This window comes from Clostridium sp. CM038, from assembly GCF_055081105.1.
On record NZ_CM143651.1, the window covers coordinates 3,628,317 to 3,642,762 of the forward strand.

Annotated in this window: 12 protein-coding genes; 2 read left to right on the forward strand and 10 right to left on the reverse strand. The window is 29.9% G+C overall.

Going from position 1 to position 14,446, the window contains the following annotated elements; translation table 11 throughout:
• Positions 1 to 8: 8 nt before the first annotated feature.
• The 7 genes from ACWJKS_RS16660 to ACWJKS_RS16690 all read right to left on the reverse strand — a co-directional run bounded on the left by ACWJKS_RS16660 (position 9) and on the right by ACWJKS_RS16690 (position 9,221).
• Positions 9 to 2,009, reverse strand: coding sequence for an FtsX-like permease family protein (locus ACWJKS_RS16660; protein WP_462960057.1), 2,001 nt, complete (start codon positions 2,007 to 2,009; stop codon positions 9 to 11).
• Positions 1,999 to 2,766 (reverse strand): ABC transporter ATP-binding protein, encoded by a 768-nt coding sequence (locus ACWJKS_RS16665; protein ID WP_462960058.1) that lies wholly within the window; start codon positions 2,764 to 2,766, stop codon positions 1,999 to 2,001. Before ACWJKS_RS16665 ends, ACWJKS_RS16660 begins: the two co-directional genes overlap by 11 nt.
• Before the next feature lie 243 nt (positions 2,767 to 3,009).
• Positions 3,010 to 5,652 carry an ABC transporter permease gene (locus ACWJKS_RS16670; protein ID WP_462960059.1) on the reverse strand — a complete coding sequence of 881 codons (2,643 nt, stop codon included), beginning with the start codon at positions 5,650 to 5,652 and terminating at the stop codon, positions 3,010 to 3,012.
• Positions 5,649 to 6,332, reverse strand: a complete 684-nt coding sequence (locus ACWJKS_RS16675; RefSeq protein ID WP_462960060.1) for an ABC transporter ATP-binding protein — start codon at positions 6,330 to 6,332, stop codon at positions 5,649 to 5,651. Before ACWJKS_RS16675 ends, ACWJKS_RS16670 begins: the two co-directional genes overlap by 4 nt.
• Before the next feature lie 112 nt (positions 6,333 to 6,444).
• Positions 6,445 to 7,647, reverse strand: coding sequence for a sensor histidine kinase (locus tag ACWJKS_RS16680; RefSeq protein ID WP_462960061.1), 1,203 nt, complete (start codon positions 7,645 to 7,647; stop codon positions 6,445 to 6,447).
• Positions 7,648 to 7,654: 7 nt separating this feature from the next.
• Complete coding sequence (locus ACWJKS_RS16685; RefSeq protein ID WP_462960062.1) at positions 7,655 to 8,320, reverse strand: response regulator transcription factor; 666 nt, start codon at positions 8,318 to 8,320, stop codon at positions 7,655 to 7,657.
• A 424-nt stretch (positions 8,321 to 8,744) separates the two neighbouring features.
• Positions 8,745 to 9,221, reverse strand: a complete 477-nt coding sequence (locus tag ACWJKS_RS16690) for a hypothetical protein (RefSeq protein ID WP_462960063.1) — start codon at positions 9,219 to 9,221, stop codon at positions 8,745 to 8,747.
• Positions 9,222 to 9,911: 690 nt separating this feature from the next.
• Here ACWJKS_RS16690 and ACWJKS_RS16695 point away from each other — a divergent pair.
• Both ACWJKS_RS16695 and ACWJKS_RS16700 read left to right on the forward strand, forming a co-directional pair.
• Positions 9,912 to 10,280 carry a BlaI/MecI/CopY family transcriptional regulator gene (locus ACWJKS_RS16695; RefSeq protein WP_462961090.1) on the forward strand — a complete coding sequence of 123 codons (369 nt, stop codon included), beginning with the start codon at positions 9,912 to 9,914 and terminating at the stop codon, positions 10,278 to 10,280.
• A 4-nt stretch (positions 10,281 to 10,284) separates the two neighbouring features.
• A complete protein-coding gene (locus ACWJKS_RS16700; RefSeq protein ID WP_462960064.1) occupies positions 10,285 to 11,421 on the forward strand; it encodes a M56 family metallopeptidase in 1,137 nt (378 codons plus the stop codon).
• Between the two features lie 882 nt (positions 11,422 to 12,303).
• On the opposite strand, the gene ACWJKS_RS16705 is transcribed toward ACWJKS_RS16700, so the two are convergent.
• From ACWJKS_RS16705 to ACWJKS_RS16715, 3 genes are all read right to left on the reverse strand, one after another.
• Positions 12,304 to 13,335, reverse strand: a complete 1,032-nt coding sequence (locus ACWJKS_RS16705) for a helix-turn-helix domain-containing protein (protein WP_462960065.1) — start codon at positions 13,333 to 13,335, stop codon at positions 12,304 to 12,306.
• Between the two features lie 163 nt (positions 13,336 to 13,498).
• Complete coding sequence (locus tag ACWJKS_RS16710) at positions 13,499 to 13,624, reverse strand: hypothetical protein (protein ID WP_462960066.1); 126 nt, start codon at positions 13,622 to 13,624, stop codon at positions 13,499 to 13,501.
• 77 nt (positions 13,625 to 13,701) lie between these two features.
• Positions 13,702 to 14,031 carry a VanZ family protein gene (locus ACWJKS_RS16715; protein WP_462960067.1) on the reverse strand — a complete coding sequence of 110 codons (330 nt, stop codon included), beginning with the start codon at positions 14,029 to 14,031 and terminating at the stop codon, positions 13,702 to 13,704.
• Between the last annotated feature and the right edge of the window lie 415 nt (positions 14,032 to 14,446).

Below are 14,446 nucleotides of genomic sequence, written 5' to 3' on the forward strand. Positions count from 1 at the left end.
CCTCTCCTTTATTTTATTTTTTGTTCGATAATAATTTGTTTTGAATTTTCATAAGTTGCAATGAAGTACACCATATACAATGCGATAATAATTGCAAAACTAGGCACCATATTTGTACCAATAGCCATTTGAATGGATAACTCCACTTTCTTTATTACTGCTTTAGTAATAAACGTAGATAAGACCATTGACATAATGAGTGGCAAAACAAAGTAAATCCCAATCTGTAGAAACAATGTTCTGCGAATCATTTTCCCATCAGCACCTATATTGGCTAATGTTTGATATCGTTCCTTGTTATCTTGCGTTTCAGTTAATTGTTGAAGCGCCAGTACTGCCAAACAAATTATAATAAACACAAGACCAACATAAGTACATACAAATCCAAGAACTCCATATGTTCCAAAATACGCATTCTCCATAAAATCTTTTGTTATGAAGTAAATTTTCCCATCAATATATTCATCACTCCATACTTTATTCATCTGTTCGTACAATAAATCTTTGTTCACGTTTGCTTTATAAAGACCGTTTAATAAATATGATTCTGGTATTAACTTTTTAGCAATTTCATCTGGTACAATAATTGTTCCCTTATCATTTGCACCTATGGGTTCAATTAGTGCAAATGTCTTTTTTATAGGTTCTGCTCTTTGTGGTGTTAATTCTTGACCACAAACTGTAATCTTCCCATTGCTTTTTAAAAAATGATCTACATAAGGCATTGTGTTCTTGTACGTTGCATTTATAAGATATTGGTTTTTAGATAAGCTAATTGGCTTCTCCTTTTGAAGAACCATTTGTTTATTAAATTCCGTCTCTGACATAAAGGCAACTTTAGATTTTGGCAAGTCCTTATCAACAGTGGCTAATTTCACGACTTGCCCCGTAAACATATCTCCATAGGTATAACCAGAAGCATATAGAATACTCTCAGAATAATCCTTGAAATTATCTCGCATCGCGATTCCATCTTTTTTGGCTTTTTCTAGTGGAGTTACTTTATTCTTACTCACTGGCAACATAATGGTAACATCATAAGGTGTAGATCGCTTCGCTATATTCTTCATTTCACCAATAAGACTAAACCCTGATCCAAGCACTACAAGTGAACACAAAAGCAATCCACTAATAACTGTGATAACAAGATAATTTGTCTGAAGCTTGCTACCAATTTGTCTAAATAAGAATGGATTCAATCCATGAAAGTACATGCTTTTATTCTTTTGAACAACCGAAATCATTACACTAGACGCGGTATAATAAAATAATAGAATACTAACTCCTATAAGTACCATAACTTCGGATAACGTTGTTTGGTTAAGTCCAGTACTTGAAAGTATGTATGCACCTAAAATCATACAAATTGCTGATGTAACAAATAATAAAAATGAAATCAATTTATTATGAACTCTTAATTCTTGATTCTTTCTGTCTGCTGTCAATAAATCAATTAATTTTACTTTAAAAATCGAACGCGTGTTAAATATCATAACAACCACAAAAATAATAGCAAAATTAATAATTGTATCTTTTATAGCTGGAACAGATATAGCCAACTGAAATGAAGACATGTCAGTTCCAAATAACTTTAATGCTATCATTGAAAGTCCTTGAGACAAAAGCAAACCTATACCTAATCCAACTATTAAAGAAAAAATACCAACCAAAACAATTTCTCCCACAAAGATAGATGAAATGCGCCACTTGTTCATGCCAAGTGTCATATACATTCCCATTTCTTTCTTTCTTCTTTTCATAATAAACTGATTTGCGTATAGTACAACAAAAGCAAGAATCACAGCAATAAGTTTAGATATAATTCCTATATATTGAGTCATAATATTGCTAAACATTTTCATTACAGACGATAATTTGCTTAATCCTGGTTGGGATGCTACTGAATTAAATGCATAAAATAAACTAACCGCCAGGGCCAATGTCAAAAAGTAGACCACATAGTCTTTAATACTCCTACGTACATTTTTAAAAATAAGCTTAAAAAACATTATCAGCCTCACCTCCTAAAACAGAAACAACTTCCATGATGCTATTAAAGAAGGTTTTTCGGTCGTTACTACCTTTGTTTAATTCATTGAATATTTTTCCATCTTTAATGAAAATAATTCTTTTACAAAAGCTTGCATTATACGCATCATGAGTTACCATAAGGATTGTGGCTTCTTGATTACGATTTAAATCTTCCAAGCTTTTTAATAACATTTTTTCAGATTTGCTATCAAGCGCCCCTGTTGGTTCATCTGCTAAAAGTAAAGATGGATGAGACACAATAGCACGAGCTGCTGCCACTCTTTGTTGCTGTCCTCCAGACATTTCATAAGGATACTTATGAAGTACTTTCTCTATATTTAAAGCCAAAGCTACATTATCTATTTCTTGTTTCATTTTATTTACAGGGCAATGATTAATGGATAAGGCTAATGATATATTCTCATATGCTGTCAATGTGTCCAATAAATTATAATCTTGAAACATAAATCCTAATTTCTCACGTCGAAATTTGGAAAGCTTACTTCCACTTAAAAGAGTGATATCTTCTTCGTCTACATATACATGTCCTGATGTAATAGTATCAATGGTAGAGATACAGTTAAGTAATGTGCTTTTCCCACTTCCACTAGAACCCATTATCCCCAAAAATTCACCTTTATTAACTTCAAAAGAAACACCATTTAATGCATGTGTAACTTTACCTTTATTTCCATATACTTTTTCGATATCTTGAACTTTTAAAATTGTATTCATCTTTATCACTCCTCTTTTCTTATCTCTTACACTACTTTATCATTTTTCTATTTTTTCAACTATCGATTAACCTTACCGTACCATTACCATTTTGTAAGGTTTCATCATCAATTCCATTGCTGTTAATCACCAAATGTGATAAATCCTCTCCTATATATTTAGTTGTATTAGTTTTGGGAGTGAAAAATAATAAGAAAATAGTAAATACCGCATTATTCACCAAAATGAATAGTGCGGTATTTATTATACTATTTCGTCTTTGATTGATTCTATTACATTACTTTTTTTAACGCCCGTTGAAGAAACCCCATACGCCAAAAATATAGATGCAATTATAAGCATAGCATACGTTAAAATTGGTACAACTGGAAAAACAGATATAAACTCAGACCATGTGATTAACGTTAATCTTAACATATACCAACAAATAAATAATACTATTGGTATGCTAACAATAATCGGTGTTAATGCAAAAAACAAACCTTCTATCATCAACATTTTATTTAATCCCTTTGGTGTTAATCCTACTGCCCGAAGCATAGCAAATTCTCTTTTTCGCAGTCTAAGATTATTCGAAATGGTAGAAAAAGCATTAATAATGCCAATTATTCCAAACATTATGGCTACAGAAAAAACACCAATAGAAACGGCTTTTTGAACCAGTTTGTCATTATTTTTTTCTTCGAGTAGACTCCATATACTAAAATCTTCGGATCCAAGATAAGAACTGCAAATTCGAGTTAGTTCTTTCTTCACACGTGGGCTAGCCCCATCACCAACCAATAAATCAATTGCCATACTACTAGATTCAAGCATGCGCTCTGGCATAAAATTACTAACTAGTTGCTGATAGGTTTTCATAGGAACTATATATGCTAAGCTGTATCCACCCATTTCTAGCTCAGAGGGAGAAATCTCTGTAACATGGCCCACTTGAACATTAAATTTATAATTTGTATTCATATCATTTTCTATTTTTTCATTTATTACTAGCTTATCGCCTTGTTTTATATTTAACAATGGTATTTTTTGCACAACTTTTGTATTCTCTGATACATAATGTGTGCTATCTAACAATACTCCTGTTTTCACACCATCCTTATAATATGCCTCATCATCAGCACCAATTTTTTCACAATACTTTTTAAATGATTTATCGCTTAATCCAACTAAATTTACTATAATTCTATGCTTTCCATTTTCACTCGATATATTATGTTTGGAGGGTACCTTAGCAAATCCTCCATATTTAGCAAAAACATCTGACTCCTGTTTTGATGTTACATAGGTTGAAGTACGTACCTGTCTTCTAATGACACTATCCCTAACTTCAGGCAGAGAAATAACTTCATTTATCATCTTATCACTTGGTTTATCAACAGTTTTTAGGCTAATCTTCATATCATGAAGATTAGGTATTTCAGCATTCTTAGAATTGGCTAAATTATATATGGCTATAATGTTCATATACCCCGCTATTAAGATAAAACACATTGAAAGAGACAATACAGCCGTACGTAAAGCCCTTTTGTTAGCTGAAAATTGTGATATTGCTAGTTCACCTTCTATACCAAATATTTTATTGATTATTAAGTGGGATTTTTGTTTTTTAAATTTTACGCGAGTACTATTCTGACGTATTCCAGTAATAGCTGATACTTTCATCATTTTTCTTGCGGGAATATATGCTGAAACTAAAACGGTAATCAATGAGATTATGATGGAAAAACCAACTACTACCCATGAAAAAGAAACATATGAATTCCTATAATCTTCTGTAACACTAAGAATTTTATTAACTTTAGAAAACACAATATTACTAAATAGATATCCTATCATGATACCAATTGGTAATTGAATAATCCAGAGCAAAAGTCCTTCATAGAGAACAGAAGACTTAATTTGCCTTGGAGTTGCTCCTAAACTTTTTAGAATACTTAGTTCCTTAATCCTGCTGTTGGCAGATAAAGAAAATGCATTATAGATAATAAGAATAAATGACCCCATAACTAGTATGGTAATTGTTATTGCTATTGCTATTGCTATCATCATAATGATTTGAGTATTTGTATTACCTTTATCGCTAATCCCATATAAATTTAATAAAGGTGTATTATACTTAACTGCATACTGTCCATGTTCATCTTTGGTTAATCCCGTAGATTTCGCAATCTGCGGTAATGTTTCATAGATTGTGCGAGGGTTCACAAAACGCATATAAACCGTAAGTTCATCTTTAGGCTTGATGCGCGAAGTATCCAAGTATCCCATGGCGATATATCCAGAGTATGCAGAACTCCCAAAAATATCTAATTCTCCAACTATGGTATATATATTAGTTTCTGTTGTCTTAAACGTCTCGCCTGATTGTTTCGTCTCTTGATGGCTAATTAGTTCACTACCAAGCATTCGATTGCCTATGGGAAGAGTCAACTTATCGCCAATTTTATATGAAGGATTATCCGCGAAGAATAATTTTGATACAACAATTTCTCCGGATTTTTTAGGAAGGTTACCTTCAGTAAGAGTATTTTTAAAACTCATATCCAGCCAAAAATTTGTATTAGCATCTCTTATTGATAGATACGGGCGTTTCGTATTGGAAAGTTTAGCAGTAACCCACTGTCCTTTAATCATCGTGGTTTCAACCTCAGGATTTTCTGTGACATATTTTAATTTATCACCAGATATAGAGTCGTATAATTCTCCATGCCAATAACCTGTGTTTTCAATTGTTGTGGTTAATTTTGTTTTCCATATAGAATGTATAAATATACATAGTGAACATAGCAATGCTGAAGCAATTATAATAGCAACTAGTATAGAAATTGTATGTCGCTTATTCTTTTTCATATGGTTATATGTGTATTCATTCATAATTTTCATTTCTTAATTACCTCATCTGACACAATTCTGCCATCCTCAATTGTAATCACTCTATCTGCTGACAATGCAATTTTTTCGTCATGCGTAATCAATATCATAGTCTGATTATACTCTTTATTTGAAACCCTCAACATCTCAAGAATAGCTTCTGTATTTGCTCTGTCAAGATTTCCAGTAGGTTCATCTGCTAGAATAATAGACGGTCTATAAATTAATGCTCGTGCTATAGCAACTCTTTGCTGCTGACCTCCCGAAAGCTGATTTGGTAGATGACTAAGCCTTTCGTTTAAACCAAGCATTTTTATAATTTTATCAAATTGTTCTTTTTTAGGTTTTTTACCATCCAGCAGCATGGGTAATAATATATTTTTTTCTACATTTAGTGTAGGAATAAGATTGTAAAATTGATATATTATTCCTACTTTTCGCCTTCGAAATAAAGCTAATTCAGTTTCATTCATTGATGAAATATCAATGTCATCGATATATATTTTTCCTTTTGTAGGGTTATCCACTCCCCCTAACATATGAAGAAGTGTTGATTTTCCTGATCCACTTGATCCAATTATCGCAACAAATTGTCCTTTGCTTATTTTCAAATTCAAATTATCCAATGCAGTGACCTTTGTATCACCCATTCCATAGGTTTTTGTAAGATTTTCAGTTCTTAATATTTCCAAAATATTCTCCCCCTCTTTAATAAGGCCTGCTACCATAACATTTAGTTATTTTAGTCCTTATTTTCTTCTAACCCCATTATATCTTTGTTAAGTGACCGTTCGGTGACATTGCTTACAAATAAAACTTAATTGTGAATCGCGCTCCCCCTGTTTTTTTATTTTCTGCTCGAATTTCACCGTTTTGTTTCTTAACTATAGATTGAGCAAGAGCAAGTCCAATTCCTACACTGTCTTTGGCTGAATTTTCGCCTTTGTAAAATCTAGTAAATAAGTGTGGTATATCCTTCTTACGAAAGCCTTCTCCATTATCTTCAATAATAATTTGTGTGCAAATAGGGTTTTGTTCATACACTATGGAAATTTCACCTCCACATGGTGTATGTTCTACACAGTTTTTAACAACATTTAAGATGGCTTCATTGCTCCAATAAAAATCTCCCATAAAAACTACATCACTATTCTCTTGAATAGAAATTTGTTGCTCCTTTTTTTCTATCATTAAGATTAATGGCTCAATAGCAGTACATACCAATTCGTAAACATTAATCCATTTATATTCTAATGTTAATGTTCCTACATCTAGTTTAGAAAGTATTAACAATGACGAAACCAAATGATTAAGACGGTATATCTGAGCTGAAATACGCTCAATATACAAAGCATCCTCCCCCTTTATAGGCCTATCTTCTAATAATTCAATCATAAGTAACATTGACGTAAGTGGCGTTTTCATTTGGTGAGAGATATCTGCAAGGTAATTTGTTAATTTTTCTTTTTCTTTCCTTTCTTTTTCTCGGTTTTCTCTAAGCAGCACAACTGTTTTATATAGTTCGTCTTCTAAAATAGAGAATTCGTCTTCTTTCTTCTGAGGATTTATTCTATAATTTCCTTCGTTGATAGCGTAAAGATATTCTGCAAGATTATCGATACGTTTACGCTTTATATGATTTAGCCCTACCAGAAATCCTCCAAAACAAAAAAAGAGTAAAGTGATCAAAAACAAAATACCAACCGTAACTATATTAAAACTTTTACGCTTATTATAAGAACTATATAAAAAATCTTCACTATATCCATAGTGCTCTAATATTTTTTTTCCTTTATTAATTTCTGTTATATTATTAGTTTTTAGCGATGATATCAATACTTGTTCAATATTAGGATCAGCCTTAACACCAAACGCTATAAGCTGTGCAGCTTTTTCATAAAAAAGCTTCTCTGTATGCTTAAAAATGAAATCTCCAAGTATAATAGAAAAAATTGTTATACATAAAAAACTAATAACCATCCATACAGTAAATTTTTTTTTATTCATATTCCCCTTACTCATCCAACCTATAACCTATTCCTCTCACTGTTTTAATAATTGTATTATTCGTAAGTTTTTGACGAAGACGCTTTATAGCTACTGATAATGTATTATCATTTACAAATTCCCCATCGCTATCCCACAGTTTTTCCAATAAAATCCCTCGTGTTAAAGTACGGTTTTTATTTTCTAATAGATGCCTAAATAGATTATATTCACCAATTGTAAGTTCTATTTCGAGATTATTTTTATATACCTTTGTTTCTGATTTAATCATTTTAATATTCCCACACCATAAAACATCTTCTTGTATCTGCTGTTTTACAGTTCTGCGTAAAACAGCAGATATACGAGAATGCAAAACACTTAATTTAAAAGGCTTGGCGATGTAGTCATCCCCTCCAATATCTAGTCCTTTTACAATATCGCATTCTTCATCCCTAATAGTAAGAAAAATAATAGGAATGTCTTTAATTTCTTTTACATAGCGGCAAAAATCAAAACCTGACCCATCAGGTAAATTTAAATCTAGTAATATTATGTCAATGTCTGTTTTAAAAAGCTCTTTCCCTTTTTTTAAATTCTCTGCATGGATAACTTTATAACTATTTCTCAATAAAAATGACTTTATACCTAAAGCAATTGTTTCATCATCTTCAATCAAAAAAATCTTAAGCATTCTCTAACCTCCTTAACCTTTACATTTAATAATCACACTATTTTTCTTTTTAACTTTCAAGTATAAATAATTTTTCTACCGTAGTGTTTAATAGTATAGCAAGGTTCATAGAACATAACAACGCACCAAGAAATTTCCTCATAATAATGACTCCATAATGTAAATTTTTTTTACAATTTTATTTTAAAAATAACCTAAACAAAATGTAAATAGTTTTATACTTTTGTTGATTGTAGTATAAAAATAATTTATAGATTAAGTGGCAGGATTCCCACCTGTTAGAATATACACCCTGTCGCGACGCACCGCGAATCGATGCCATACCCCTAGTACATTTTAAAGCTATTATATTATATAAAAAAGCCATTCAAAATAATTTTAATTATTTTGAATGGCTTTTGGAAAGTAATTTCCTAGAATAGTATTATTTATATATTTTAGGTACATTATTTACACCCTCATATTCCTGTACCTTTTCTATATATAAATTATCATTAGTTCCTGTAACCGTAAATACGACAGGAATGTTCCGTGAACTAACCATTGAAATTCCATCTGCATCAATCAAATCAAGACCATGTACCATATGTACAAATACCTTTCCATTAATTTTATGTTGATTTATTTCACTTAACCTTAAAGAAAATTTTATAGGTCTCTTACAATCATAATCCTTAAATATAATATAGCCATTTGCCTTATTATATACATCCTCAGACATATGTTTTGCCATATCAGCATTGTATCCCTTTGAACTTGTATAAGCTTTATTTACCAAATTGTTTATATTAACATATTTGTTATGCCGACCATTATAAACTAAAACGGAAGCAATAATAATTATTATTATTATTGCAATAATTAAATAGTGTTTTTTATTATCTAATTGATTAGCATGCATTTCATTTTCCTCCAAATCATTTAAGTCTGTATATAAAGCAATATATAAGCAATATGGTATCATGGCTATTCCATAAATATCACTGCCTATAAAGCAATTATATTACAATAATTGGCCGTTTATGTCGTAAAACTGTCGTTTCATGCTTTTTATAATTAAGGGTGCAGGTATCTTTTAGCGGAAAATATACGTTAAGAAATTGATCACCAAAATATGTTTTATCGAAACATTCCGACTTATAATTAATACTAATAGCTCTAACTCGAAAAAGCATATAGCATCAGTGTAAATCATTGATATATCTAGGTTTTAATCACTAAATGATAACTAACTTATTTTTTTTACTCAAAATAAGTTAGTTAAAGTAGAATTATAGTATTGATAATGCTAACTAAAAAAGAGTAATAAAAAATATATATTAGCTAATGTAAAATCTTTGAGAAAAATATTAAAATAACACGAGTATATTTGTTATTCTCCCTTGCTTTATCGTTATTTTGGTAATATGTATCTTAACGTGGTAAATTTACGCTTAGCGGTTACTACCCCTTACGGCACTTGCTCTTTGGAGAATTCACGGAGTTAAAATATCTCATGTCCTTTAAGGACCAAAGTGAGTAAAAAACTAATTATATATTGACATAGTGATTCTACAGATGTAGAATTTATGTATAAAGGTGGTGAGGCCATATTGATATTAAAAAAATTCCTCAATCAGAGCTAGAAATCATGAAGATTATTTGGGCCTTTGAAAATTCAATATCTTCAAAGGAAATTACTACAATCATGGAAGGGAAAAAAGGTTGGAAAAAAACAACTACTCTAACTTTACTTTCACGATTAGCTCAAAAAAAATTTATACATTTAGAAAAAGGTAAAAAAATTACGTATTGTACATCACTTGTATCTGAAAAGAGCTACCTTCGTTTAGAAACCAGAAATTTTTTTGAGGTTATACATAAAAACTCATTAAAAAGCTTTATTACAACATTACATGAAAGTAATGATATTAATGATAAGGATATAGAAGAATTAAAAGAATGGATTAAAAGCAGGTGATTATATGATTGAACCCTTGTTTAATAGTGTTTTTCAAGCTTCTTTATTCGGTAGTATGGGAATTGTTTTAATAATTGCATTAAAGAAAACTCATTTTAAAAAGTATACTCAGGCTTTTAATTATTATATATGGTTATTTATAATAGTAAGAATGATTTTACCTTTTAAAATCCCACTTTATATCTCTGGAAAAATATATAAAGTCAATCATGCACTAAATATTAATATTAACGATAAAATTATTGAAAATAAAAGTTTAGTTGCTGATTACAACCAGTTTAGTAACTTATCTATCTTAAAAATTATAGGATACGTATGGTTGGTAGGGCTTTTGTTTTTTTTAGCTTGCAATATTTTTTCTTATTTTAAATTTATTAATAAGTTAAAGCCTTTAACTTTTGATATTTCAGATAACAATATTAAAGAAATATATTCTAAACTGAAGCTCGAAATGAATATTAATAGAAAAATATCGTTAAGATACTGCGATGGCATTTCAACGCCTTTAGGTATTGGAGTTTTAAGACCAAATATATTATTACCTAAAGATTCTTATTACAACAATGAAGAGATAGAATGGATTTTAAAACACGAATTAATGCATTATAAAAGATACGATTTGATATATAAAATTCTAGTAATGATTACTTCTGCAATACATTGGTTTAATCCATTGGTTTACATAATGAGTAAATTTGTAAATTCTGATTGTGAATTATCTTGTGATGAATCTATATTAAAAAACTGCAACATGGAAGAAAAAAAAAATTATGCCACGATTCTTATTGAGTCTTTAAGAATCAATAAGAATAACGCTTTGAAAAGCAATTTATCAATAGGATTAAAATTAAATAGTAATAAGACTATATTAAAAAGGAGATTGATAATTATGTTAAATTCCAAAACAAGAAAAAAAGGAATAGCTACATTAGCTATAATTTCTATATTAGTAACAAGTTCATTTGTAACCATTAAGGTTTATTCATATAATAATAATAATAATAATACAAATTCAACAGTAACTAGTAACAAAACAAATTCAACAGTAACTAATAACGCTAGTGAAAAATCAGTAATCTTATACCAATATACAACTACAACGACTTGTGACAGTGATAAATTTGCAAATGTGAAAAAGTAAATTATAAATATAATAAATGTAACCAATACAACTATACTACTAGTAATAGTAACTACAATAGATGTAAACCAAAATACTTATTATAATAAGATTCAATAAAATCTATTTACTATAATAATATTTCGATATTCAAGAATGAAAATATTATGACTAATTATTTTTTTAAAACTTGTAGGATGCTGGTAAATGGACTAGCCCAGCTACTGAGGGACGAAGTGACGGGTAAGCCTGTCTATTTGATGTGAAAAATGGACGAGTTTTTTGACCTCTATTATAAATTTATTTTTTGAAACTTTTAATTCTCAGAACAAATGTCACTGCTCTGCCAATCTGAGGTGAAAAACCTGTCCATTTTCCACCCGAGGGTCCCGAGGTTCTATTAATATGTGGATTTTTTTATATTATTATGGTGAAAACAAAAACATGTCCTGTTCCCCTGGTGGAAGGGGGAATAATTTTATTTGCTTTGGACTTTTACTGTCCGCGATTAGGACCTTAATAGAGTAGTTTGTTTCTGGGCAGTGAGTAAGATTGTCCAAAGCTTCCGTTGGGACCTAGAGCAGTGAAAGAGCTTGTGCCACATCAGAGTTTCGTATGAAGAATGAAGGAGAAAATTTGATGTGGCACAGCCTTTGACTGCGCCATCTTAGTCTCATACTAAGATTGATTTATAATACATTTAAAGTAAAGAGGCAACATTTTATGTTACAATCAAATCAAAAACTTCAAGGAATGTTCAATAGACCCAATGTGAAAGTAACACAATTACTATTGTGTTACTTTCAAAACATCAATATACAATTGCTATTCTGAATGTTTGCAACGATATAGAAAATTATATGAGTGTTTTTTATACACTCAACCCTTTTTGCCAACTTAGTCTTATTCCAACAGAAATTTTATCCTAGGATCATTTTTGACAAAATCAAGGGTTTTATCTATTTTAAATGCCCCTTTTACTGCTCTTTCATATTTATCTTTACCCCAACTGCTATTAACATTAAATTTCATATGCTTATATAGTTTTGACTTCATAGAATCATCCATGCTACTTGCTTCATTTACCATATTTGTAATCATTTCTATAGCTTTATCTTTATCCTGTTTTTCTTTTGCATACCATAAATCTAACGAATATTTATGGTATGCTCCTAAATCAAATGCATCAGCGACCTTTTTAGCACGCTCTATGTATTCTTCTGCTTCACTAAATTTCTTTTCTTTATATGACAGATTTATCATTAGAGATAACGCCCCAAAGGTTTCATGAGCATTTTTCCTTAATTCACCCTCATAAATGCCATAAGCTTCATCAATTTTCCCGCTACTTTCATATAATAATGCCTGTTGAATTTTTTTATCCACCTCTACTTCTGGAATTTTATCTAATAATTCTTGAGCTTTTTTATACTCTTTTTTAGCCCTATACATTGCTGATAATTCTAATTTTGCCATAGAAGCTGTCTTTTCTTTACTACTTGTTGCTACAAGTTCAAGCCAAACGATGATTTTCCTTTCATACTTATCTTTTTCCTCAATTTGAGGCCCTAATAAATATATTCTTAATACTACTGATATCCAATATATCAACTCATCACAATTTGGATATTTTTTAATTAAATCACTGGCCTTTTCAAAAGCCTTTTGGAGTCCCTCTTTTGATGCCATTTCACCTACCTCTTTTGTAAGCTTTTTTACTTCTACATCTGTTAATTCCTCATTAAATGCCAATAATGTATTAACATCAATTTTTAAAACACGTGCAAGAGGTGCTAACAGTGCTATATCTGGGCATGATATCCCATTTTCCCATTTATTCACTGCTGGTGCACTTATATTTAAATAATTAGCAACTTGCTCTTGAGTAAAATTTTCCTTTTTTCTATAATTTCTAATAACCTCACTTATTCTCATAAAATTAACTCCTCCATTTATTTGTACATTTAATTAACTTAGGACTTCGTTAATTAAATGATATCAAATCTATATAATTTAAACAATTGAAGAATTTTCATCTTTTATTCATAAAAATTAACTATTAGTTAATTTAATTTTCCTAATAAAAACATTTAGAATCTTACTTATGATACAGTATTTCCACTTGCAATTCTAAAATAGCTTGTAATTCCTCATCTTTAATTTGTTCATCTTTAAAAACTCTTACACTTCTTTTTCCCTTTAGAATTTTAAGCGTTTCATTCATATAATTATTCCCTCCAAATTAATAGTTTTGTTTAAATATATTAATATACAATCAATTACAAATTTTCCATAAAACATTTATTTACTATACCCTACATTCCTATTAATGCCATTTAGAAACTGTTTATTAATCAATTTGAGTACAATTTTCTTGTAAAACATATATCCTATCCAAGCACCGAAGGTATTTAATATTATGTCATCAATATCAAATGACCTTCCAAAATTACCTACATAGTAAGATAAAAGTTGAATAATTTCTATGCCTAAAGAAAATAAAAATGAAATTAAAATTGTATTTTTCATATTATCAACCTTTCTCCATAATATTGGGAGTAATAAACCGAACGGAAATAGTAGCAACGTATTACCCAAAATATTCTTAATCCAAAATTTAAGACGTTTCAAAACTAAATATGTATACAGTTATTTTTGAAACATCCTAATAAATCTACCGAGTATTTACTACTTGGTAGCTTTCTACTATCTTTTATACTTAATAAATCAATAATTTTTCCCTCCTGCTCTCCTCTTTTAATTCACCAAAATAATAAGTTTACAAAAAACTGGTGCAAATTCTATTTGCACCAGTTTTTTAAGAACGAAATAGCATCTCCAAAATTTAACATTAGAACTGAAAAAATAAGCATTTGCATTAAAACTTGTATTAAGTTTATATTTTTATTAAAGTGAGTTTTTTTAACTCCATAAGAGTTTTTATGAATAAAGACCTGGAAAGGGGTGTATAAAAAAAATATTACCACCATACCCATAAGATAATTTTTTGTTACATAGGATGAAGCTAGTATTAATACAAATGACA

Excerpts from the sequence above, each read along its gene's own strand:
- ACWJKS_RS16700 (WP_462960064.1), top strand. The coding sequence starts at position 10,285 with ATGATTGAACCCTTGTTTAATAGTGTTTTTCAAGCTTCTTTATTCGGT.
- ACWJKS_RS16680 (WP_462960061.1), bottom strand. The coding sequence starts at position 7,647 with ATGAATAAAAAAAAATTTACTGTATGGATGGTTATTAGTTTTTTATGT.
- ACWJKS_RS16670 (WP_462960059.1), bottom strand. The coding sequence starts at position 5,652 with ATGAAAATTATGAATGAATACACATATAACCATATGAAAAAGAATAAG.
- ACWJKS_RS16690 (WP_462960063.1), bottom strand. The coding sequence starts at position 9,221 with ATGCATGCTAATCAATTAGATAATAAAAAACACTATTTAATTATTGCA.
- ACWJKS_RS16665 (WP_462960058.1), bottom strand. The coding sequence starts at position 2,766 with ATGAATACAATTTTAAAAGTTCAAGATATCGAAAAAGTATATGGAAAT.
- ACWJKS_RS16710 (WP_462960066.1), bottom strand. The coding sequence starts at position 13,624 with ATGAATGAAACGCTTAAAATTCTAAAGGGAAAAAGAAGTGTAAGAGTT.
- ACWJKS_RS16685 (WP_462960062.1), bottom strand. The coding sequence starts at position 8,320 with ATGCTTAAGATTTTTTTGATTGAAGATGATGAAACAATTGCTTTAGGT.
- ACWJKS_RS16660 (WP_462960057.1), bottom strand. The coding sequence starts at position 2,009 with ATGTTTTTTAAGCTTATTTTTAAAAATGTACGTAGGAGTATTAAAGAC.
- ACWJKS_RS16705 (WP_462960065.1), bottom strand. The coding sequence starts at position 13,335 with ATGAGAATAAGTGAGGTTATTAGAAATTATAGAAAAAAGGAAAATTTT.